At 71.4% G+C, this 20662-nt stretch carries 18 protein-coding genes and 1 riboswitch; of the genes, 4 read left to right on the forward strand and 14 right to left on the reverse strand.

Annotation, left to right across the window (positions count from 1 at the left end; all coding sequences use genetic code 11):
* Nucleotides 1-149: 149 nt before the first annotated feature.
* The 10 genes from PZB75_RS03050 to ribD all read right to left on the reverse strand — a co-directional run bounded on the left by PZB75_RS03050 (nucleotide 150) and on the right by ribD (nucleotide 8800).
* Nucleotides 150-1271, reverse strand: a complete 1122-nt coding sequence (locus tag PZB75_RS03050) for a hemolysin family protein (RefSeq protein WP_275533736.1) — start codon at nucleotides 1269-1271, stop codon at nucleotides 150-152.
* Entirely contained in the window at nucleotides 1268-2635 is a 1368-nt protein-coding gene (locus PZB75_RS03055; RefSeq protein ID WP_275533737.1) for a hemolysin family protein, read from the reverse strand. Before PZB75_RS03055 ends, PZB75_RS03050 begins: the two co-directional genes overlap by 4 nt.
* Before the next feature lie 182 nt (nucleotides 2636-2817).
* Complete coding sequence (locus PZB75_RS03060) at nucleotides 2818-3282, reverse strand: PH domain-containing protein (RefSeq protein WP_275533738.1); 465 nt, start codon at nucleotides 3280-3282, stop codon at nucleotides 2818-2820.
* Between the two features lie 70 nt (nucleotides 3283-3352).
* A complete protein-coding gene (gene hisG, locus PZB75_RS03065; RefSeq protein WP_275533739.1) occupies nucleotides 3353-4201 on the reverse strand; it encodes an ATP phosphoribosyltransferase in 849 nt (282 codons plus the stop codon).
* A gap of 111 nt (nucleotides 4202-4312) precedes the next feature.
* Complete coding sequence (locus tag PZB75_RS03070) at nucleotides 4313-4585, reverse strand: phosphoribosyl-ATP diphosphatase (RefSeq protein ID WP_014157415.1); 273 nt, start codon at nucleotides 4583-4585, stop codon at nucleotides 4313-4315.
* A gap of 35 nt (nucleotides 4586-4620) precedes the next feature.
* A complete protein-coding gene (gene ribH / locus PZB75_RS03075; protein ID WP_275533740.1) occupies nucleotides 4621-5106 on the reverse strand; it encodes a 6,7-dimethyl-8-ribityllumazine synthase in 486 nt (161 codons plus the stop codon).
* Between the two features lie 39 nt (nucleotides 5107-5145).
* Nucleotides 5146-6429 (reverse strand): bifunctional 3,4-dihydroxy-2-butanone-4-phosphate synthase/GTP cyclohydrolase II, encoded by a 1284-nt coding sequence (locus PZB75_RS03080; RefSeq protein WP_275533741.1) that lies wholly within the window; start codon nucleotides 6427-6429, stop codon nucleotides 5146-5148.
* Nucleotides 6426-7070, reverse strand: coding sequence for a nicotinamide mononucleotide transporter family protein (locus tag PZB75_RS03085; protein WP_275533742.1), 645 nt, complete (start codon nucleotides 7068-7070; stop codon nucleotides 6426-6428). The genes PZB75_RS03080 and PZB75_RS03085 overlap by 4 nt, the downstream gene beginning before the upstream one ends.
* Nucleotides 7067-7705, reverse strand: coding sequence for a riboflavin synthase (locus tag PZB75_RS03090; protein WP_275533743.1), 639 nt, complete (start codon nucleotides 7703-7705; stop codon nucleotides 7067-7069). The genes PZB75_RS03085 and PZB75_RS03090 overlap by 4 nt, the downstream gene beginning before the upstream one ends.
* A complete protein-coding gene (gene ribD / locus PZB75_RS03095; protein ID WP_275533744.1) occupies nucleotides 7706-8800 on the reverse strand; it encodes a bifunctional diaminohydroxyphosphoribosylaminopyrimidine deaminase/5-amino-6-(5-phosphoribosylamino)uracil reductase RibD in 1095 nt (364 codons plus the stop codon).
* A gap of 151 nt (nucleotides 8801-8951) precedes the next feature.
* Nucleotides 8952-9082: riboswitch (FMN riboswitch) on the reverse strand.
* Between the two features lie 282 nt (nucleotides 9083-9364).
* Between ribD and PZB75_RS03100 the strand changes: the two genes are divergently transcribed.
* Nucleotides 9365-11713 (forward strand): chitinase C-terminal domain-containing protein, encoded by a 2349-nt coding sequence (locus tag PZB75_RS03100; RefSeq protein WP_275533745.1) that lies wholly within the window; start codon nucleotides 9365-9367, stop codon nucleotides 11711-11713.
* A 241-nt stretch (nucleotides 11714-11954) separates the two neighbouring features.
* Here PZB75_RS03100 and PZB75_RS03105 read toward each other — a convergent pair whose 3' ends face one another.
* On the reverse strand, nucleotides 11955-13145 hold the full coding sequence (locus PZB75_RS03105) for an ROK family transcriptional regulator (protein WP_275533746.1): 1191 nt from the start codon (nucleotides 13143-13145) through the stop codon (nucleotides 11955-11957).
* A gap of 133 nt (nucleotides 13146-13278) precedes the next feature.
* Here PZB75_RS03105 and PZB75_RS03110 point away from each other — a divergent pair, with 133 nt between their 5' ends.
* The 3 genes from PZB75_RS03110 to PZB75_RS03120 all read left to right on the forward strand — a co-directional run bounded on the left by PZB75_RS03110 (nucleotide 13279) and on the right by PZB75_RS03120 (nucleotide 17059).
* Nucleotides 13279-14514 (forward strand): MFS transporter, encoded by a 1236-nt coding sequence (locus PZB75_RS03110; RefSeq protein ID WP_275533747.1) that lies wholly within the window; start codon nucleotides 13279-13281, stop codon nucleotides 14512-14514.
* Between the two features lie 299 nt (nucleotides 14515-14813).
* A complete protein-coding gene (locus PZB75_RS03115) occupies nucleotides 14814-16199 on the forward strand; it encodes a solute carrier family 23 protein (RefSeq protein WP_275538560.1) in 1386 nt (461 codons plus the stop codon).
* Nucleotides 16200-16384: 185 nt separating this feature from the next.
* On the forward strand, nucleotides 16385-17059 hold the full coding sequence (locus PZB75_RS03120) for a DUF5995 family protein (protein WP_275538561.1): 675 nt from the start codon (nucleotides 16385-16387) through the stop codon (nucleotides 17057-17059).
* A gap of 36 nt (nucleotides 17060-17095) precedes the next feature.
* Here the strand turns inward: PZB75_RS03120 and PZB75_RS03125 are convergent, their stop codons facing one another.
* The 3 genes from PZB75_RS03125 to PZB75_RS03135 all read right to left on the reverse strand — a co-directional run bounded on the left by PZB75_RS03125 (nucleotide 17096) and on the right by PZB75_RS03135 (nucleotide 20350).
* Nucleotides 17096-18787, reverse strand: a complete 1692-nt coding sequence (locus tag PZB75_RS03125; protein ID WP_275533748.1) for an NAD(P)/FAD-dependent oxidoreductase — start codon at nucleotides 18785-18787, stop codon at nucleotides 17096-17098.
* 46 nt (nucleotides 18788-18833) lie between these two features.
* The gene (locus PZB75_RS03130) at nucleotides 18834-19646 is read right to left on the reverse strand and encodes a carbon-nitrogen hydrolase family protein (RefSeq protein ID WP_275533749.1); all 813 of its coding nucleotides are present in this window, start codon (nucleotides 19644-19646) and stop codon (nucleotides 18834-18836) included.
* Nucleotides 19647-19894: 248 nt separating this feature from the next.
* Entirely contained in the window at nucleotides 19895-20350 is a 456-nt protein-coding gene (locus tag PZB75_RS03135) for an Lrp/AsnC family transcriptional regulator (protein WP_275533750.1), read from the reverse strand.
* Between the last annotated feature and the right edge of the window lie 312 nt (nucleotides 20351-20662).

The following is a 20662-nucleotide window of genomic DNA, read 5'->3' on the forward strand; positions in this document are numbered from 1 at the left end:
TCCGTGATCCCTGGCGGAGCAGCGCGCGGCGTCGGACGCGGGCGTCGCGAAGCGGAGGGGCGTCCGCATACCGGATGTGTGCGGACGCCCCGGCAACGCCGCGAGGTGCCGCCCTCGTCGCGCGCCGCCAGGGATCAGCGGGACAGCACTCAGCCGGCCAGGGCGGTCAGCTCTCCGGCCAGGGGCGGCTCGCCCCGGCCCTTCGCGCCCTGCGTCTCCACGGTCAGCCGGGGCACCGTGATCCGGTGCGCCGGGTCGCGGACCTCGCCGACCAGGGTTTCCAGCACGTCCTCCATGGCGACCAGGCCGAGGACCCGGCCCGAGGCGTCCGCGACCTGGGCCAGGTGCGTCGCGGCGCGGCGCATCACGGTCAGGGCGTCGTCGAGCGGCAGCTCGGCCCGCAGCGTGGCCATCGGGCGCCAGATCTGCTGGGGCACGGCCCGCTCGGCGTCCTCCAGGTCGAGCACGTCCTTGACGTGCAGGTAGCCCATGAACGGGCCACCGCCCTCCGCACAGACCGGGAACCGGGAGAACCCGGTCCGCACGGTCAGCTCCTCGATCCGCCGGGGGGTGACCGAGGGGTCCACGGTCACCAGGGAAGCGCGGTCGAGGAGCACGTCGGTGACGGGCCTGCTGCCCAGCTCCAGCGCGTCCTCCAGCCGTTCCCGCGCGTCCGGTTCGAGCAGTCCGGCCTGCCGGGAGTCCTCGACGAGCCGGTTGAGCTGTTCGCTGGTGAAGACGGCCTCCACCTCGTCCTTGGGCTCGACCCCGAAGGCCCGCAGCACCAGCCGGGCACAGGCGCCCAGGGCGGCGGTGACGGGCCGGCAGAGCCGGGCGAATCCGACCAGCCCGGGGCCGAGCCGGAGCGCGGTCTTCTCGGGGGCGGCCATGGCCAGGTTCTTCGGGACCATCTCACCGATGAGGAGGTGCAGACAGACCACGGAGACCAGTGCCAGTGCGTAGCCGAGCGGGTGGACGAATCCCTCCGGGACGTGGGCCAGCTGGAAGACGGGCTCCAGCAGCCGGGCGACGGTCGGTTCGGCGACGGCGCCCAGGGTCAGCGAGCAGACCGTGATCCCGAACTGCGCCGCCGCCATCATCCGTGGCAGGTGCTCAAGGCCGTACAGGACCTGCCGGGCCCGGCTCGATCCCTCGGCCGCCAGTGGTTCGACCTGGCTGCGGCGCACCGAGACGAGTGCGAACTCGGCGCCGACGAAGAAGCCGTTCGCCAGGACGAGCAGCCCGGCGAAGAGCAGTTGGACCACGCTCATCGCACGGCCTCCAGCACCCGGCGGGTGGCCGGTGCCGCGTCCGCCGGGTGCTCGTCGGCGAGCCGTACGAAGCGGACCCGCTCGGCGCGGTAGTGGCCGACCTGGCGGACGGCGATCCGCCAGCCGGGGAGTTCGGCCCGGTCGCCGGGGGCCGGGATGCGGCCCAGCAGGTCCGCGACCAGTCCGGCGACGGTCTCGTACGGCCCGTCGGGTACGTCGAGGCCGATCCGGCGCAAGGCCAGTACGCGGCAGCTTCCTTCGGCCTCCCAGGCGGGGCGGCCGTCCTCGGCGGCGGCGGGGGCCAGCTCGGGCCGGTCGGCGCCCTCGGCGTCGTGCTCGTCCCTGACCTCGCCGACCAGTTCCTCGATGATGTCCTCAAGGGTGACGACACCCGCCGTACCGCCGTACTCGTCGACGACGACGGCGATCGGCTGCTCACTGCGGAGCCGCCCCAGCAGTTGTTCCACGGGCAGGGTCTCCGGCACCAGCAGCGGTGGGACGGCGATCCGGCCGGCGGTGGTGCGCAGCCGGTCCGCCGCGGGCACCGCGAGGGCGTCCTTGAGGTGGATCATGCCGACGACCTCGTCGATGCGGTCCCGGTAGACGGGGAAGCGGGAGAGGCCGGTGGCACGGGTGAGATTGAGTACGTCCGCCGCGGTCGCGGAGGACTGGAGGGCGCTGACCTTCACGCGCGGGGTCATGACGTGCTGGGCCGTGAGTCCGGCGAGCGAGAGGGTCCGTACGAAGAGTTCGGCGGTGTCCTGTTCGATGGTGCCGGCCCGTGCCGAGTGGCGGGCCAGCGAGACCAGCTCGCCGGGGGTGCGGGCGGAGGCCAGTTCGTCGGTCGGCTCGACACCGAGCAGGCGCACCAGCCGGTTGGCGAGCGTGTTCAGCAGGCTGATCACGGGCCGCAGTGCGGTGGCGAAGCGGTGCTGGGGTCCGGCGACGAACCGGGCGACCTGGAGCGGCCGGGAGACCGCCCAGTTCTTCGGTACGAGTTCGCCGATCACCATCTGCACGGCGGAGGCGAGCATCATGCCGATCACCACGCCGACCCCGGGGACGGCCCCGGCGGGCAGTCCGGTGGCGGTGAGGGGACCGGTGAGCAGCCGGGCGAGTGCCGGTTCGGCGAGCATGCCGACGACCAGTGAGGTGATGGTGATGCCGAGCTGGGTGCCGGAGAGCTGGAAGGAGAGTTCCCGCAGGGACGCGACGACGGTACGGGCCCGCCGGTCGCCCTCGGCCGCGGCGCGCTCGGCGTCCGCCCGCTCGACCGTGACGAGACCGAATTCGGCCGCCACGAAGAATCCGTTGGCGAGGATGAGGAGGAAGGCTGCGCTCAGAAGCAGCAGGGGGGTGGTCATGCCGCCGCCTCCTGGGAGGGGGCGGCGCAGATACTACCGGACGATCCGTCCATTGCTGGAGGGAGTCACTCCTTGGGTCGCAGGATGCCCCGCGGCCCTTGTGGGCTCTCTGGTGCGGGGCGGGGCGCACTGGCGCCGCCGTCCTCCAGAGTAATCAACAAGACGCCGTGCGGGGCAGGGGCTCAGCCGTTGTCGGGGCCGGTGCCGCGGGATTCGACGAGGGCGCGGAGCGCGCGGGCGTCGGCGATGGCCTGTGCCTTCGCGATTCCGGGCTGGATGCCGAGGGCGGGCAGACTGGTGCCGTCGCTGAGGTCGAGGAAGACCCAGGGATCACCCGCGCGCAGGTTGACGCGGAGGATCTCCGCCCAGGCCAGTCGCCGGGTCCGGGTGATGTTGACGACGGTGACGCCCTCGTCGTCCGCCACGACCCTGGGCCTGCTGAGCAGGGCGAGGACGCCGAAGAAGAGCAGCGCGGTGAGGATGAAGGTGCTCCGCTCCCCCGCGCTGAGCTGTTCGAGGACCAGGGAGATGGCGGTGAGCACGACGAACATCGCCAGTCCCACGCTCAGCAGGACGGCCCTGGTGCGGGTCGGGCGGAACGTGACGGGGAGGGCGGGGGGTTCGGGCCTGGGTGCGGGGGCGGACATGGGGCTTCTTCTGTCTTCCGGTGGTTCTGGCCGTCTCGCGTGGCTCGACGGTCCGTGGGGTCCGGTGCCGTCAGAGACGGCAGGCGTGGATGGCCGTGGTCAGGATGGCGCGGGCGCCGAGGGCGTACAGGTCGTCCATGATCCGCTGGGCCTCCTTGGCCGCGACCATGGAGCGGACGGCGACCCAGCCCTCGTGGTGCAGGGGGGAGATGGTGGGCGACTCCAGGCCCGGGGTGAGGGCCACGGCGCGCTCCAGGTGCTCGACCCGGCAGTCGTAGTCCATCATCACGTAGCTGCGGGCGACGAGGACGCCCTGGAGGCGGCGGAGGAACTGCTGCACCTTGGGCTCGTCGGCCGGGGCGCCGACCCGCCGGATGACCACGGCCTCGGACTTCATGATGGGTTCGCCGATGACTTCGAGTCCGGCGTTGCGCAGGCTGGTGCCGGTCTCGACGACGTCGGCGATCACCTGGGCCACGCCGAGTTCGATGGCGGTCTCGACCGCGCCGTCGAGGTGGACGACCGACGCGTTGATCCCGGAGTCGGCGAGGTGCCGGGCGACGATGCCCTCGTAGGAGGTGGCGATGGTCATGCCCTCGAAGTCCTGCGGGCCGTCGGCCGTGCCGGGCTTGGTGGCGTAACGGAAGGTCGAGGGCGCGAAGCCGAGCTGAAGGATCTCCTCGGCCTCGGCGCCGGAGTCGAGGAGCAGGTCACGGCCGGTGATGCCGATGTCGAGCCGGCCCGAGCTGACGTAGATGGCGATGTCGCGCGGGCGCAGATAGAAGAACTCGACCTGGTTCTCGGGGTCGATGAGGACGAGTTCCTTCGACTCCTTCCGCTGCTGGTAGCCCGCTTCATGGAGCATCGCCATCGCAGGTCCGGACAGTGAACCCTTGTTGGGGACGGCGATGCGCAGCATGAGGTCGGACTTCCTTCGTGCGGAGGCGGGGAGAGGCGGTGCGGAGCGTTCTTCCGTGGCCGTGCGGCGGGCTGGGCGCTGTGGCCCGGTGCCGCTCAGGGACGGGCGCGCTCAGAGATGGGCGTAGACGTCGTCGAGGGAGATCCCGCGGGCGACCATCATCACCTGGACGTGGTACAGGAGCTGCGAGATCTCCTCGGCGGCGGCTTCCTTGCCCTCGTACTCGGCGGCCATCCAGACCTCGGCGGCCTCCTCGACGACCTTCTTGCCGATCGCGTGCACACCCTTGCCCACCAGTTCGGCGGTGCGGGAGGTGGAGGGGTCGCCGTCGGCGGCCTTGAGCTGGAGCTCGGCGAAGAGCTCTTCGAAGGTTTTGTTCGCCATGATGGTCCTTAGAGTACGGGGTCCCGCGCCCTGGATCAGCGCCAGGGTTCGCTGATCGTGCGCAGCGTGGCGGCGGTGGCGACGGCCGCGGTGACCGCTTCGTGCCCCTTGTCCTCGTTGGACCCCTCAAGGCCGGCCCGGTCGAGCGCCTGCTCCTCGTCGTCACAGGTCAGTACGCCGAAACCGACGGGCACCCCGGTGTCGACGGTGACCTGGGTGAGGCCGTTGGCCACGCCTTGGCACACGTAGTCGAAGTGGGGGGTGCCGCCGCGGATCACCACGCCGAGCGCGACGATCGCGTCGTATCCTCGTCCGGCCAACGCCTTGGCCACGACCGGGAGTTCGAAGCTGCCCGGGACCCGCAGGAGGGTCGGCTCGTCGATGCCCAGCTCGTGCAGGGCGCGCAGGGCGCCGTCGACGAGTCCGTCCATCACCTTCTCGTGCCACTGCGCGGCGATCACCGCCACGCGCAGGTCACCGCAGTTGCGTACGGACAGTTCGGGTGCGCCCTTGCCGCTCATCGTTCTCCTACCGCTCGTCGCCGGTCGTGTGCCGGGGGTTCATTGGTTGCCACAGGTCGACGCCGCGGCGGCGTCGAGCCAGGGCAGGTCGTGGCCCATGCGGTCCCGCTTGGTGCGCAGGTACCGCAGATTGTGCTCACCGGCCTGGACGGGCATGGGTTCCCGGCCGGTGATCCCGAGACCGTGCCCCACCAGGGCGGCTGTCTTGTCGGGGTTGTTGGTCATCAGCCGTACGGTGCGCACGCCGAGGTCCTGGAGGATACGGGCGCCGGCCGCGTAGTCCCGGGCGTCGGCGGGCAGGCCGAGTTCCAGGTTGGCGTCGAGGGTGTCGGAGCCGCGCTCCTGGAGTTCGTACGCGCGGAGCTTGGAGAGCAGTCCGATGCCGCGTCCCTCGTGGCCGCGCAGATAGACGACGACGCCCCGGCCCTCCTCGGTGATGCGGGCCATGGAGGCGTGCAGTTGGGGGCCGCAGTCGCAGCGCTGCGACTGGAAGATGTCGCCGGTCAGGCACTCCGAGTGGACCCGGACGAGGACGTCGTCGCCGTCCCCGAGGTCGCCGTGGACGAGGGCGACGTGTTCGACGCCGTCGACGAGGGAGCGGTAGCCGTACGCGGTGAACTCGCCGAAGGCGGTCGGCAGCCGGACCTCGGCCTCGCGCCGGACGGTCGGTTCGCTGCCGCGGCGGTAGGCGATCAGGTCCTCGATGGAGATGATCGTGAGGCCGTGCTTGCGGGCGAACGGGATCAGTTCGGGCAGCCGCAGCATCGCACCGTCCTCGCCCGCGATCTCCACGATGGCCCCGGCGGGCCGCAGCCCGGCGAGCCGGGCGAGGTCGACGGCGGCCTCGGTGTGGCCGTTGCGGGTGAGGACGCCCCCCTCCCTGGCGCGGAGCGGGAAGACGTGACCGGGGCGTACGAAGTCGCCGGGGCCGGTCCGGCCGCCGGCCAGCAGCCGGAGTGTGGTGGCCCGGTCGGCGGCGGAGATGCCGGTGGTCACCCCGTGCCGGGCGGCGGCGTCGACGGAGACGGTGAAGGCGGTACGCATCGATTCGGCGTTGCGGTCGACCATCTGGGGCAGTTCGAGCCGTTCCAGCTCGTCGTGCTCCATGGGGGCGCAGATGAGGCCCCGGCACTCGCTCATCATGAAGGCGACGATCTCGGGGGTGGCCTTCTCCGCGGCGATGACGAGGTCGCCCTCGTTCTCCCGGTCCTCGTCGTCGACGACCACGACGGGGCGGCCGGCGGCGATGTCACGGATCGCCTGCTCGACGGGGTCGAGTGCGAAGGTCTCGACGGGGCAGGGGTCGTGGGCGGAAGGGGTCATGCCGTAGCTCCTTCGAGAGCGGGTGTCCGCGAGCGCAGCCACCAGTCACGCATGCCCCACAGGACGAGGGCTCCGTAGACGACGTAGATGAGGCCGGAGAACGCGAGGCCGCTGTGGAAGTTGAGCGGTACGCCGACCAGGTCGACGAGCAGCCAGGCGAACCAGAACTCGACCATGCCGCGCGCCTGGGCGAGCATCGCCACCAGCGTCCCGGCGAAGATGTACGCGTCCGCCCACGGGCTCCACGACAGCGAGGGGAACGCGGTGAAGAGGCCGCCGACCGCCAGGGTGCCGAGCGCGGCGCCGCCCAGCAGGAGGCCGCGCTCGCGCCAGGTGGCGAAGCGGACGGCGATGGAGCCGTCCTGGGCCCGCCGCCTGCCGCGGGTCCACTGCTGCCAGCCCCACACGGCCACGGCGACGACGACGAGCTGCTTGCCGACGCTGCCCGCCTGCTGGACGGAGACGTTGGCCGCGATCAGGACGAGGCCGGACAGCAGTTGGGCGGGCCAGGTCCAGATGGAACGGAGCCAGCCCAGGGCCAGCGCGAACAGGCCGACGGTGTTGCCGATCATGTCCGACCAGATGATGTGCTGCCCGAGGAGGGAGAACGCCTCGGAGTTCAGCCAGTCGACGGGGCTCACCTGCCCGGCTCCTCGTGTTCCGGCGCCGACCCGTCCCGCGCCGCCGACCGGTCGCCGAGCAGCCGTTCGACGTACTTCGCGATGACGTCGACCTCCAGGTTGACCGGATCACCGGGCCCCTTGGCGCCGAGCGTGGTCAGGGCGAGGGTGGTGGGGATGAGGCTGACGGTGAAGTGGTCGGGCCCTGCGTCGACCACGGTCAGGCTCACTCCGTCGACGGTGATGGAGCCCTTCTCGACCACGTAACGGGTGAGGTTCGCGGGCAGTGAGACCCTCACGATCTCCCAGTGCTCGGAGACCTTCCGCTCAAGGATGTGCCCCGTGCCGTCGACGTGTCCCTGGACGATGTGTCCGCCGAGCCTGCCGCCGACCGCCATGGGCCGTTCCAGGTTGACCGGGGAGCCGGGCGCCAGCGCGCCGAGGCTCGACCGGTTCAGGGTCTCCGCCATCACGTCGGCGGTGAACTCGTGCTCGGCGACGTCGACGACGGTGAGGCAGACGCCGTTGACGGCGATGGAGTCGCCGTGTTTCGCGCCTTCGGTGACGACGGGACCGCGGAGGCGGAACCGGGAGGCGTCACCGAGTTCCTCGACTGCGGTGACCTGGCCCAGCTCTTCGACAATTCCGGTGAACACTCAGTTCCCCTTCCGGGCAGGGACGGCGGTGACGCGCAGATCGGGGCCGATACGGACGGTCTCGGTCACATCGAGGCGCAACGCCTGGGAGATGGTGGAGATTCCGGCGTCGGCGAGGGCGGCGGGGCCCGCGCCGAGCAGTGCGGGGGCGAGATAGCCGACGACCTTGTCGACCGTTCCCGCGGCGACGAAGGCGCCGGCCAGGGTCGGGCCGCCTTCGAGAAGTACGGAGCGGACGCCGCGTCCGTGGAGCGCGGCGAGCAGCGCGTGGAGGTCCAGGCCGGGGCCGGTGGCCGCGCGGGGCAGCCGCAGGACGGCCTCGACGGGCAGCCGCGCGGTGTCGGCGTCAGGGGCGACCGCGATCAGGGTCGGTGCGGTGTCGTCGAGGACGCGGGCACCGGGCCGTACCGCGGTGGCGTCGGTGTCGACGACCACCCGCAGCGGCTGCACGGCGCCCTCGACGCCCCGCGCGCCGAGCTGCGGGTCGTCGGCGCGGGCGGTGCCTGAGCCGATCACGACGGCGTCGGCCTCGGCGCGCAGCCGGTGGACGTCGGCGCGGGACTCGGGCGAGGTGATCCAGCGGCTGGTGGCGTCGGCGGCGGCGATCCGGCCGTCCAGCGTGGCGGCGTACTTCCACAGGACGTACGGACGGCCCTCGCGCACCGAGGTGAGCCAGGCGGCGTTGCCCGCCTCGGCCTCGTCGGCGAGGAGGCCCGGTTCGGCGGCGATCCCGGCGGCGCGCAGGGTCGCGCCGCCGCCGGCGGCCTGCGGGGTCGGGTCGGCGACCGCGTACACCACCCGGGCGACGCCGGCCTCGATCAGCGCCTGGGCGCAGGGGCCGGTGCGGCCGGTGTGGTCGCAGGGTTCGAGGGTGACGTAGGCGGTACCGCCACGGGCCCGTCCGCCCGCCTCGCGCAGGGCGTGGATCTCCGCGTGCGGGGAGCCCGCGCGCAGATGGAAGCCTTCACCGGCCGGCCGGCCCGAGGCGTCGAGGATCACGCACCCGACGACCGGGTTGGGACTGGTGGAGCCGAGCCCGCGGGCGGCGAGCGTGATCGCTCGGCGCATGGCGGTGATGTCGGCCGCAGTGGCCACCGGGTCCTCCTGCCTCTTCGGGCACGGACTCCGGGGCCTGTCGATGACGACAGATGAAGCGGTACGCACAGGGGAACGCCGGGACCGGGGCAACGGACGGCTCGGTGGCCCGAGAACCGTTCGCCCACGGCGGCGTACCCATGACGGCCCGCCGCGCACTGCCTCCCATCCGGACTTTAACCGTCGGTCCAGGAATCTCACCTGGTCAACCGGCCGCTGGATGCGGACGGGTCGCGGACTGTAACCGCCGGTTCGGAATTGCACCGACCCCGGAGTGCGCTGCTACTGGTACGCGACCAGTGTGCCATGTCCGGCGTCGGCCATCCGAGTGAGGATTTGTGGGGTGGATCACAAATGGACCACTTCCCCCGTCGGAAAGTTCCCCAAAACGGAACAGTCGAGCCCGATTGGTCCAGACCTATTGACGCACTGGTCTAGTCCTCTTAATCTCTGCGTCACCTCCGAGGAGCGGTCCTGCGGTGTGCGCACCACCCAGGACCCCGACACGATCCGCCCTCCCCCGCCAGTGCCCTGAGGCCCGAACCTCCCCAGGAGGAATCCGCCGTGCTCTCCCCCACCCGCGCGAGACCCACGCTGCTCGCAGTCGGCGCCGCCGTCGCCGGTCTGCTGCTCAGCTCTCTCTCCGCAACCGTGTCACACGCCGCCGACCAGGAGTCCTGCCGCCCCGACGGGCTCTACGAGACCCCCGGCGTCTCCGTCCCGTACTGCTCCGTCTACGACTCCGACGGGCGCGAGAAGATGGGCGCCGACCACCAGCGGCGGGTCATCGGTTACTTCACCAACTGGCGGACCGGGAAGGACGGCAAGGACGCGTACCTCGCCTCCGACATCCCCTGGGACAAGGTCACCCACCTGAACTACGCGTTCGCGCACGTGGACGGCGCCAACAAGCTCTCGGTCGGCACCGACGGCCCGGACAACGCGTCGACCGGGATGACCTGGCCGGGCGTCGCGGGCGCCGAGATGGACCCGAGCTTCCCCTACAAGGGGCACTTCAACCTGCTCAACAAGTTCAAGAAGCAGTACCCGAACGTCAAGACCATGGTGTCGGTGGGCGGTTGGGCCGAGACCGGCGGTTACTTCGACGACAAGGGTGCCCGGGTCAACTCCGGCGGCTTCTACTCGATGGCGACCAACGCGGACGGTTCGGTCAACCAGGCCGGCATCAACACCTTCGCCGACTCGACCGTCGACTTCATCAGGAAGTACGGCTTCAACGGCGTCGACATCGACTACGAGTACCCGACGACCATGAAGGACGCCGGGAACCCGCTGGACTGGACGCTTTCGAACGCCCGCAGGGGCGGCCTGGTCAAGGGCTACGCCGCGCTGATGAAGACGCTGCGCGAGAAGCTCGACCGCGCGTCAGCCAACGACGGCAAGCACTACCTGCTGAGTGTCGCGGCGCCGTCCTCCGGCTATCTGCTGCGCGGCATGGAGACGTTCCAGATCCAGAAGTACCTGGACTACGTCAACATCATGTCGTACGACCTGCACGGCGCCTGGAACGAGTACGTCGGCCCGAACGCGGCCCTGTACGACGACGGCAAGGATGCCGAACTCGCCCAGGCGAGCGTCTACTCGACGTCCCAGTACGGCGGCACCGGCTACCTCAACACCGACTGGGCGTACCACTACTTCCGCGGTTCGATGCCGTCCGGCCGGATCAACATCGGCCTGCCGTACTACACCCGCGGCTTCAAGAACGTCCAGGGCGGCACGAACGGGCTCTGGGGCAAGGCCCCGGCGACCACCTGCCCGGCGGGCGCCGGTCTCACCAAGTGCGGCGACGGCGCCGTGGGCATCGACAACCTCTGGCACGACCTCGACACCAACGGCAAGGAATCGCCGGCCGGTTCGAACCCGATGTGGCACGCGAAGAACCTGGAGAAGGGGATCGTCGGCGACTACGTCACGCAGTACGGTTTCCCCGCCGGCACCAAGCTGGCCGGCACCTACGTCCGCAACTACAGCTCGACGCTGGTCGCGCCGTGGCTGTGGAACGCGGACAAGAAGGTGTTCCTCTCCACCGAGGACGAGCAGTCGGTGGCCGCCAAGGCGGACTACGTCGTCGACAAGGGCATCGGCGGCACGATGATCTGGGAGCTCGCCGGCGACTACGGCTGGAACGCCGCGAAGGGGCAGTACGAGCAGGGCTCCACGCTCACCTCCGCGATGTACGACAAGTTCAAGTCGGCCACCCCGTACGGCGCCAAGCGCTCCACGATCACCCTGCCGACCGAGGCCGTCGCCATCGACTACTCCTTCGACCAGTTCCCGCTGGGTGACTCCAACTACCCGATCAGCCCCAAGCTGACGCTCACCAACAACACGAAGACGACCCTGCCGGGCGGTACGGAGTTCCAGTTCGACTACTCGACGTCGGCCCCGGCCAACGCCAAGGACCAGTCGGGCTTCGGGACGACGATCATCCGCAGCGACCACACGGCGGCCAACAACGTCGGCGGCCTCAAGGGTGACTACAACCGCGTCTCGCTGAAGCTTCCGAGCTGGCAGACGCTGGCGCCCGGCGCCTCGGTGAAGCTGGACTTCGTCTACTACCTGCCGACGTCCACGCCGTCCAACTGGACCGTGACCTTCGGCGGCAGGACGTACGCCCTGGCGGGTGACCTGACCCGCGGTACGACCCTGGTCGAGCCGGGCACCGGTACGGGCCCGACCCCGGACCCGGGCACGACACCCGACCCGAGCACTCCCCCCGGCGGTGGTGGCGCCTGCGCCGCCCCCGCGTGGAACGCGACCACCGAGTACGGCTCGGGCACGACCGTCAGCCACGGCTCCCACCAGTGGAAGTCCAAGTGGTGGACGAAGGGCGAGACGCCCGGCAGCACCGGTGAATGGGGTGTCTGGCAGGACCTCGGAGCCTGCTGAGCCCGGGGTCTCCCGTCCGGGCCGGGCACGGCCCCCCGGACGGGAGACCCCGCCAACTGCCCGGCGGTGACCGGAACGCCCCCGGTCACCGCCGGGCTTCACCGTGCCCGGTGCCGTTCTGCCGCGCCGCGCCCCCGCGGAGTCCCTTCTCGTACGACTCCCGGAATCCCTCCCCGTACGAACGCGCGGAACCCATCCCCGTACGACGGCGGCGGTCCCGGCAGCCCGGCCCCCGCCTCCCTCAGCCGCCCGAGGTGAACAGCTCGTCCTGAGCGGCCTCGCGGGCCACCAGCAGCGCCCCGTGCAGCACCGCGGCGCCGCCGAGGTCCGCCGCCCTGACCTCCGTGCGCAGCGGTGACATCCGGGCCAGCCGTCGCGCCACCCGGTCGGCCAGATCCGCGCCGCCCGCGTGCCCGATCTCCCCCGCGAGAAGCACACAGCCGGGGTCGAGCACCGCGGCCGCCGCGGCGGCGCCGACCGCCAGACGCTCGGCCAGCACGTCCAGGAAGACGTCCCCCTTCGCGCCCTCCGCGAGGGCCGCGCGGACGACGGAGGCGGCGGCCGGCTCGCTTTCCCCGCCGCTCGCGCCCGGTTCCGCCTCGATGCCGTGCTCGGCGGCCAGTTCGCAGACCGCCGCCGAGCCCGCCAGCGAGTGGAATCCGCCGTCGCAGTTGACCGCCGACGGCACCCCGCCCGTGCCCGGCACCGGCAGGAAGCCGATCTCGCCCGCACCGCCCGACGCCCCGCGGCGCAGCCTCCCGTCCAGCATGACGGCGGCGCCGACGCCCTGGCCGAGCCAGAGCAGCACGAAGGTGTCGCGGTCCTGAGCGGCGCCGATCCGGTGTTCGGCGACGGCCGCGAGATTGGTCTCGTTCTCGACCAGTACCCTCGCGGGCAGGCGTGTCTGGAGCACCCTGATCAGACTCCGGTGCCAGGCGGGCAGCCCCGTCGTGTCGCGCAGTTCCCCGGTGACCGGGTCGATCAGACCGGGAGCCCCGATGCCGACGCTGTGCAGCGGGGCGGCGCCCGCCTCACGCGCGGTGCGCTCCAGCAGCTCGGCCGCCCGTTCGGCGGCGGGCCCGGTGCCGCTGTCGCTGCCGATGGGCAGGGTCGCCTCGGCGAGGGTCCTGCCGAGCAGATCGGCGACGACGACGGCGACACTGTGCGTGCGCACGTCGAGTGCGGCGAGATGGGCCCGGTCGGCGACGATCCCGTACAGCCTGGCGTTGGGACCGCGGCGCTCGGCGCCCGCCTCACCGACCACGTGGATCAGACCGGCCCCTTGCAGACGCTCCACGAGGTCCGCGACGGAGGGTCGCGACAGGCCGGTCAGGGACTTCAGCTGACCGGCCGTCAAGGGCCCTTCCCGTTGGAGCAGTCGGAGGGCCAGCCGGTCGTTGATGGCGCGGGCGGTGCTCGGTGATGCGGGCATGCCCAGATCCTTCCAGATGACTGGACCACTATTTATCAGGCAGGGTTCCTGATAGTTTACGGCCTCGTTGCGGACACGAGCGTCGCCGGGGCAGGCCGACGGCGGGGACATCCCCATGGGAGGGCACGGCGGCATGACTACGGATTCCAGCGGAACGGCCTTCGGCGCGGAAGAGGTGAGGCGCGCGCGGTACGCCGTCGCGGCGGTCTTCACCGTGCACGGAGCTGTCACGGGAAGCTTCGCCACCCGGATGCCGTGGATTCAGGACCACGCCGGGGTCAGCGCCGGGCAGCTCGGGCTCGCCCTGGCCTTCCCCGCGATCGGCGCGTCGCTCGCGATGCCGCTGGCCGGTGCGGTGAGCCACCGGTTCGGCGCCAGGACCGCGCTGCGGGGGCTGCTGGCGATGTGGACGCTGGCGCTCGTCCTGCCCGCGCTGGCCCCGAACCTGCTGACGCTGTGCGCGGCGCTCTTCGTGTACGGGGCCTCGGCGGGAATGTCCGACGTGGCGATGAACGCGCTCGGCGTGGAGGTCGAGAACCGGCTCGGCAGGTCCATCATGTCCGGGCTGCACGGCATGTGGAGCGTGGGCGCGCTCGTCGGTTCGGCGGCGGGCACGGTCGCCGCGCACCTGGGCACCGATGCCCGGCTTCACCACGTGGTGGCGTCCCTGGTCCTGACCGCGCTCGGCCTCGTGGCCTGCCGGAACGTACTGGATCTGCGCGGCGGGCCGGACGAGGCGCCGCCGCCGAGGTTCAGCCTGCCGCCGAAGTCCGCGCTGATCATCGGTGCGGTGGGGTTCTGCGCGGTGTTCGCCGAGGGAGCCAGCATGGACTGGTCGGCGGTGTACCTCAGGGACGTCATGGACACCTCTGCGGGGCTGGCCGCCGCGTCCACGACCGCTTTCGCGCTGACCATGGCGATGGTCCGGATGGTGGGCGACCGGGTGGTCGACCGGTTCGGCGCGGTCCGGACCGTACGGGCCGGCGGAGCCCTCGCCACCTGCGGTGGACTGCTGATCGTCCTGGCGCCCGACGCGGTGCCGGCGCTCTGCGGGTTCGGGATGCTGGGCCTCGGCGTGGCCGTGGTCGTCCCGCTGACCTTCGCGGCGGCGGCCCGCAGCGGGCCGAAGCCGAGCCAGGCCATCGCGGGCGTCGCCACCATCACGTACACCTCCAGCCTGATCGCCCCGTCGGCGATCGGTTCGCTGGCCGAGGCAACCTCGCTGGTGGTGTCGTTCGGCCTGGTGACGGTGCTCGCGTTCGGGCTGGTGCTGGGCGCGGGAATGCTCCGGGCCGGTGACCGCCGGTCCGGGCCGGTGACCGGGGGTTCGCCGACGCCGGCGCGGCCCCCTGCCGACCGCTGCCCCTGAGACCGCACGGGACCGGGCCCCGCGGACGGCCTCCGCTCCGCACGCCGGCCGCTCGCGCGAGGAGCGGCCGGTACGGCGGACGGCGTGGGGACGATGTGCGGACCGGGAGCGGCGCGTGGGGCCGGCCGCGTACCGCACTATCATTGCTCCGATCATTTCCGCAGGTGGGCACGGTGCACGAGGAACGCGGGGAGCGGCCGCACGCCTCGCGTACGCCGGACCCGCCCGGCGCACCGCTTTCCACCAGGGGCGCGCCGGGCAGCCGGGAACGCCACGGCACCACATCGAGGAGCAGGACCATGGCGGGCTTCGGCTGGAAGCTGCACGGCGACGGCAAGAGCCTCGCACCGGGCGAGGTCGTGAGGCCGGACGAACGCCTCACCTGGGGGCGCACCGCGGGCCTGGGCGCCCAGCACGTGGTCTCCATGATCGGGGCCTGCTTCGTCGCGCCCGTCCTGATGGGTCTCGACGCCAACCTCGCCGTCATGGCGTCCGGTGTGGCGACCATTCTCTTCCTGCTCATCACCCGGGGCCGTATCCCCAGCTACCTCGGCAGCAGCCTGTCGTTCATCGGGGTCGCCGCCGTCATCAAGTCGCAGGGCGGTGACGCGGCGACCCTCACCGGGGCGCTGCTCGCCGTCGGCGCGGTCCTCCTCCTGTGCGGGGCGGTGATCCGGGCGGCCGGCGCCCGGATCATCCACGCGGTGCTGCCTCCGGTGGTCACCGGTGCGGTGGTCATGCTCATCGGCTTCAACCTGGCGCCCGTCACCGCCGGTACCTACTGGCCCCAGGACCAGTGGACCTCGCTGCTCACGATGGTCTTCACCGGGTTCGCGCTGGTGGTGCTGCGCGGATTCTGGTCACGTATCGCGATCTTCCTCGGACTGGCCTTCGGGTACGCGGTCTCCTGGGTCCTCGACCGCACCCTGGGCAAGATCCACTCCCTCGCCGGAGGCGCCGAGAAGGTCGACCACTGGCGCCTCGACCTCTCGGGCGTGGCCAAGGCCGACTGGATCGGTCTGCCGTCCTTCCACGCCCCGAGCTTCTCCCTCTCGGCGGTCCTGGTCGCCCTGCCCGTGGTCATCGCCCTCATCGCCGAGAACGCGGGACACGTCAAGGCGGTCGGCGAGATGACCGGCGACCCGCTGGACGACGAGCTCGGTACGGCGATCATGGCCGACGGCGCGGCGACGATGCTGGCGACCTCCGCGGGTGGTCCCGCCACCACCACGTACGCCGAGAACATCGGTGTCATGGCGGCCACGCGCGTCTACTCGACCGCCGCCTACTGGTGCGCGGCGGGCTTCGCGATCCTGTTCGGGCTCTGCCCGAAGTTCGGAGCCGTCGTCGCCGCCATTCCCGGAGGCGTGCTCGGGGGCATCACCGTCATTCTCTACGGCATGATCGGCCTGCTCGGCGCCCAGATCTGGATCCGTTCCCGGGTCGACCTCTCCAACCCGCTGAACCTGGTGCCGGTGGCCGCCGGACTCATCGTCGCGATCGGCGACGTCAGCCTCTCCTTCACCGACGACTTCGAGCTGAGCGGCATCGCGCTGGGCACACTGATCGTGGTCATCGGTCATCACGCGCTACGGGTCCTGGCTCCCGCCCACATGAGGGACGAACCGGCGCTCGCCGAACCGGGCGACGCGGGGTACGACCGGGGCCGGACCGAGAAGTCCTGACGCGCCCTCGTTCCCCCGTTCCGGGGAACCCGTGGCCCGGTCGCGCGCCGGGGCGCGACGGTCACTGGGACGCTGCCCCCATGACGCGGTTCGAGCAGTTCGCGGAAGGGACCGGGACGGCCGTCGCACCGGCCGAAGTGGGCGGCCTGATGGCCGACGTGGGCACGGTGGACGCCGTGGCCGAGATGGACGCCGTGGCCGAGGTGGACGCGGTGATCGGGCGGATGCGTACCCTCCGCTCCGTCTGGCCTCCGGACGACGGGGTGGCCGTCTTCAACCAGGTCTATCTGACCGTGACCGAGACCGTCGCGGAGCACCTGGCCGGGGGCGCGTTCGCCGACCGCCGGGCGGCCGCCGCCCTGGACGCCTGCTTCGCCCGACGCTATCTGTCGGCGGTCGACGCGGTGGACGACTGCCGTCGGCCGCCCGCCTGTTGGCGTCCGCTCTTCGAGTACCGCCGCCATCCCGGTGTACGGCCCGTGCAGTTCGCCCTGGCGGGCATCAACGCCCACATCGGTCACGATCTCGCGCTGGCCGTGGTGGACACCTGCCATGCGCTCGACCGCGTACCGGCCGACCTGGAAGGGGAGTTCCACCAGGTCGGCGATCTGCTCGTGCTGCTGGAGGAACGAATCCGTGAGGATCTGATGCCCGGCCCCGATCTCCTGGAGATCGCCGACCCGCTCACCCATCTGCTGGGCTCATGGAGCCTGGAGCGGGCCCGCGAGGCCGCGTGGTCGGCGGCCCTGGTGCTCTGGCGGCTGCGTGACGTTCCCGTGCTGGCCGAGGAGTTCAGGGACCGGATGGACGCGGGCGCCGGTCTGGTGGGGCGTTGTCTGCTCACCCCTTGCCGCCGCTGACCGCGCGTCCGACTGACCGGCCGGTCGGTCGGCCGGTCAGTTGTCGGGGAGTTCGACCGGGGCGATCGCGTCGAAGACATCGCCGGGGCCGGGGTTCGTCGGGTCCGTGGAGCCCCCGAGATGGGTCATCACGCCCCAGACCGCGTTGAGAGCGGTCTGCACCGCGCCCTCGGCCCAGCCGGCCGTCCACGAGATGTCGTCGCCCGCGAGGAAGACGCCGCGCTTGTCGGCGGGCAGCCGGTCCTGCATGAAGTGGGTGAACAGGCGTCGCTGATAGCGGTAGTGGCCGGGCAGGTTGGCCTTGAACGCCCCCATGAACCAGGGCTCGTTCTCCCAGGACACCGTCACCGGATTGCCGATGACGTGCTTCCTGATGTCGACCTTGGGATAGATCTCGCCGAGCGACTTCAGCATGACGTCCATGCGCTCGTTCGGGGGCAGCGGCAGCCACTTCAGACTGTCGTCGCACCAGGTGTAGGAGAGGCAGATGACCGCCGGCGCGTCCGGTCCGTCATCCAGGAGGTACGTCCCCCGGGTCATCCGGTCGGTGAGCGTCATCGACATGGTGTCGCGGCCCGTCGTCGCGTCCTTGTCCAGCCAGAACGGCCGGTCGACGGGGACGAACAGCTTGGACGACTCCATGTAGTGGGTCCGCTCCATCGCCGTCCAGTGGTCGATCGGGAAGAGCGCGTCGTCGCAGGCGATCTTGGAGAGCAGCAGCCAGGACTGGCCGGTGAAGACCGTCGCCCGATAGGTGCGGATGTCGCCGCTCGCGTCGGTGACGGTGACCCGGTTGCCCGCCGTGCGGTCGAGCCGGGTCACGGCCGGGCGGGGCTCGCCGCCGTGCAGCGAGGCGAGCGAGGTGCCGAGCGGCCAGTGCGTGATCTTGCGCGGTTCGCGGTCCCACAGCCGCAGCGGCAGCTGCTGGCTGCCGCCGACGATGCCCCGGTGGTGGTCGTCGGCCTCGCTGTAGACGACCCGCAGGATCTCCAGGATGGAGTTGGGGAAGTCGGTGTCCCAGCCGCCCGTGCCGAAGCCGACCTGGCCGAAGATCTCGCGGTGCCGGAAGGAGGCGAACGCCTCCGAGTCACAGAGGAATCCGTAGAAGGTCTGGTTGTCGAGCTTCTCGACGAGCTCCGCCCAGATCTCCCGGATGCGCGGCACATCGCGCTCGCGCATCGCGCGGTTCATGTCGGAGAAGTCGGCACCCTCCTCCAGACAGGCGCTCCAGGCGTCGGCCACGTCGCGGTACACCTGGGGCAGATCGGCGATGGTCTCGGCGTAGTGGGACTCGCCCTTCAGGTCGACGACCGTCGACGGCGTGGTGGGCGCGAGCGGGTTGGGGAACGGCTTGGTCTCCAGGCCCACCAGGTCGATGTAGTGCTGGAGGGCGGTGGAGGACGGCGGGAAGCGCATCGCGCCCATCTCGGCCGTCAACGACGGGTCGCAGCCGTCGAAACCGACGGTGCGCAACCGCCCGCCGATCCGGTCCGCCTCGTACACGACCGGTTTGAGGCCCATCTTCATCAGCTCGTAGGCGGTGATGATCCCGGAGAGACCGCCGCCGATGACCGCGACCTCGGCGCCGTGCTCGGTCGCCGGTACCTGGCCGAGGCCCGCCGGATGCGCCAGGAAGTCGTCGTAGGCGTAGGGGAAGTCCGGCCCGAACATGGTGATCGGCGGCTGCGCGTCGGTGTGCTGGACGGCGGTGGGCACCGTGGACGTCATGGTGCGGACTCCTTGTACGACTTGCGCGGAACGGAGAGGGTCGGGATCAGCAGGCGGCGGCGCGGACGAGGGAGCCGTACAGCGCGCTGCGGCGGTCGTCCAGATAGGGGTTGGCGGCGCGGGACCGGCGCAGCAGTTCCGGGTCGACGTCACCGGTCACGAGTTCGACGCCCCGGCCGGCCCGGGCCCGCACGGCGCCGTCCGGGCCGGCCAGACAGCTCAGCCCGATGAAGTCGAACTCGCCTTCCACGCCCGCCCTGTTGACGTACGCGATGTACAGCTGGCTCTCGAAGGCGCGGACCGGTACGACGTGTTCGGCGACGAACTGGAAGGGATGCATCACCGCCGTCGGCACCAGCAGGAGATCGGTGCCCGCGAGCGCGTGCGCCCGGACGTTCTCCGGGAACTCCACGTCGTAACAGATCAGCAGGCCGATCCGGACGCCGTACAGCTGGGCCTGGACGACGGGGTCCTCGCCGGGGGTGAACCACTCCCGTTCGAAGCCGCCGAAGAGGTGGGTCTTGCGGTAGTTCGCGAGCCTGGTGCCGTCGGGGGCGATCAGCTGGGCCGCGTTGAAGACCAGGTCACCGAGGCGTTCCGGGTAGCCGTAGAGGACGGCGACTCCGTGGTGCGCGGCGATGGCCGCGATGTCCCGTGCGGACGGACCGTCGGCCGGTTCGGCCAGTCGGGGGACGGCGTCCCCGATGGCGTAGCCGGTGAGGAACATCTCCGGGCAGACCAGCAGTCGGGCCCCGGCCCTCGCGGCCCGTCCGGCGGCCTCGTCGAGCGCCTTGATGTTGTCGGCCACCGAGCCCGGGGTTCCGGAGCTCTGGAACAGTGCGGTGCGCAACGGCGGCATGACTGACCTCGGTCGGTGCGGAAGGGGGTGGGAGCGGACATATTGACGGTACGGGCCCGGAATCCGGCCGGACAAGGCGCGAGCGTTGCGCATCGACCGTCGATTCGTTGCGTGACGGGGCGCTCCGGCGGCGATTCGTTGCGTACGACTGCGCCGCAGGTCAGAAGGGGGTTTCCGGCCCCACGTCCACGGGCGTGACCCGCCCCTCGTCGGCGGGGCGCGGCAGCCGGGAGCGAGGCCGGCGGTGGTCAGCCGGGTGTGCCGGAGGAGTATCTGCGCAGCAGCGGCGACAGCACCAGCACCGACTTGGTGCGTTCCACGTAGGGCTCCCCCGCGATGCGTTCGAGCACCTGCTCGAAGTGGCGCATGTCGGCGGCGAAGACCTGGACGATCGCGTCGGCGTCCCCGGTGACGGTGGAGGCCGACGCGACCTCCGGATAGCGGGCCAGACCGCGCTTGATGGCTTCCGGAGGAGTGTTGCGGCTGCAGTAGATCTCGATGAATCCCTCGGTCTGCCAGCCGAGCGCCGCCGGGTCCACCCGCACGGTGAATCCGGTGATGGCGCCCTCGGCCCGCAGCCGGTCGACCCGGCGTTTCACCGCGGGGGCGGAGAGACCGATGATCGCTCCGATGTCGGCGTACGAGCGGCGGGCGTCTTCGGCGAGGGCGTGGACGATGCGTTCGTCGAGATCGTTCAGTCTCACTTCAGGTGGATCACTTTTCTGCGATGACCGGCCGGGGAGGGTGAGCGGCGGGGCCGCCACCCGAAGTAGAACACGAGGGGTCGAACAGGACGGTACGGACGTCATGGCGGCCCGGAGTGGGTAGACGGTCAGTGCCCGTCCCCCACCGCCGGAGGCCGTGATGACCTGGCTCGACCCCGAACCCTTTCCGCGCGGGGTGGCGTGGCGGGACGGAGTCCGCCCGGTGCGGACCGCTCCGGGCGGTCCGGGCCGGCTGCCGTGGGACATCGGACAGCGGGCGCTGCTGCCCGTCGGGGTGCGGCTGGAGTTCCT

The sequence above is a fragment of the Streptomyces sp. AM 4-1-1 genome (assembly GCF_029167625.1).
Classification (GTDB): domain Bacteria; phylum Actinomycetota; class Actinomycetes; order Streptomycetales; family Streptomycetaceae; genus Streptomyces.

What these genes read in the sequence shown, in the direction of transcription:
- PZB75_RS03050 (WP_275533736.1), bottom strand. Translation starts at nt 1,271, where the DNA reads ATGAGCGTGGTCCAACTGCTCTTCGCCGGGCTGCTCGTCCTGGCGAAC.
- PZB75_RS03055 (WP_275533737.1), bottom strand. Translation starts at nt 2,635, where the DNA reads ATGACCACCCCCCTGCTGCTTCTGAGCGCAGCCTTCCTCCTCATCCTC.
- PZB75_RS03060 (WP_275533738.1), bottom strand. Translation starts at nt 3,282, where the DNA reads ATGTCCGCCCCCGCACCCAGGCCCGAACCCCCCGCCCTCCCCGTCACG.
- hisG (WP_275533739.1), bottom strand. Translation starts at nt 4,201, where the DNA reads ATGCTGCGCATCGCCGTCCCCAACAAGGGTTCACTGTCCGGACCTGCG.
- PZB75_RS03070 (WP_014157415.1), bottom strand. Translation starts at nt 4,585, where the DNA reads ATGGCGAACAAAACCTTCGAAGAGCTCTTCGCCGAGCTCCAGCTCAAG.
- ribH (WP_275533740.1), bottom strand. Translation starts at nt 5,106, where the DNA reads ATGAGCGGCAAGGGCGCACCCGAACTGTCCGTACGCAACTGCGGTGAC.
- PZB75_RS03080 (WP_275533741.1), bottom strand. Translation starts at nt 6,429, where the DNA reads ATGACCCCTTCCGCCCACGACCCCTGCCCCGTCGAGACCTTCGCACTC.
- PZB75_RS03105 (WP_275533746.1), bottom strand. Translation starts at nt 13,145, where the DNA reads ATGCCCGCATCACCGAGCACCGCCCGCGCCATCAACGACCGGCTGGCC.
- PZB75_RS03110 (WP_275533747.1), top strand. Translation starts at nt 13,279, where the DNA reads ATGACTACGGATTCCAGCGGAACGGCCTTCGGCGCGGAAGAGGTGAGG.
- PZB75_RS03115 (WP_275538560.1), top strand. Translation starts at nt 14,814, where the DNA reads ATGGCGGGCTTCGGCTGGAAGCTGCACGGCGACGGCAAGAGCCTCGCA.
- PZB75_RS03120 (WP_275538561.1), top strand. Translation starts at nt 16,385, where the DNA reads ATGGACGCCGTGGCCGAGGTGGACGCGGTGATCGGGCGGATGCGTACC.
- PZB75_RS03125 (WP_275533748.1), bottom strand. Translation starts at nt 18,787, where the DNA reads ATGACGTCCACGGTGCCCACCGCCGTCCAGCACACCGACGCGCAGCCG.
- PZB75_RS03130 (WP_275533749.1), bottom strand. Translation starts at nt 19,646, where the DNA reads ATGCCGCCGTTGCGCACCGCACTGTTCCAGAGCTCCGGAACCCCGGGC.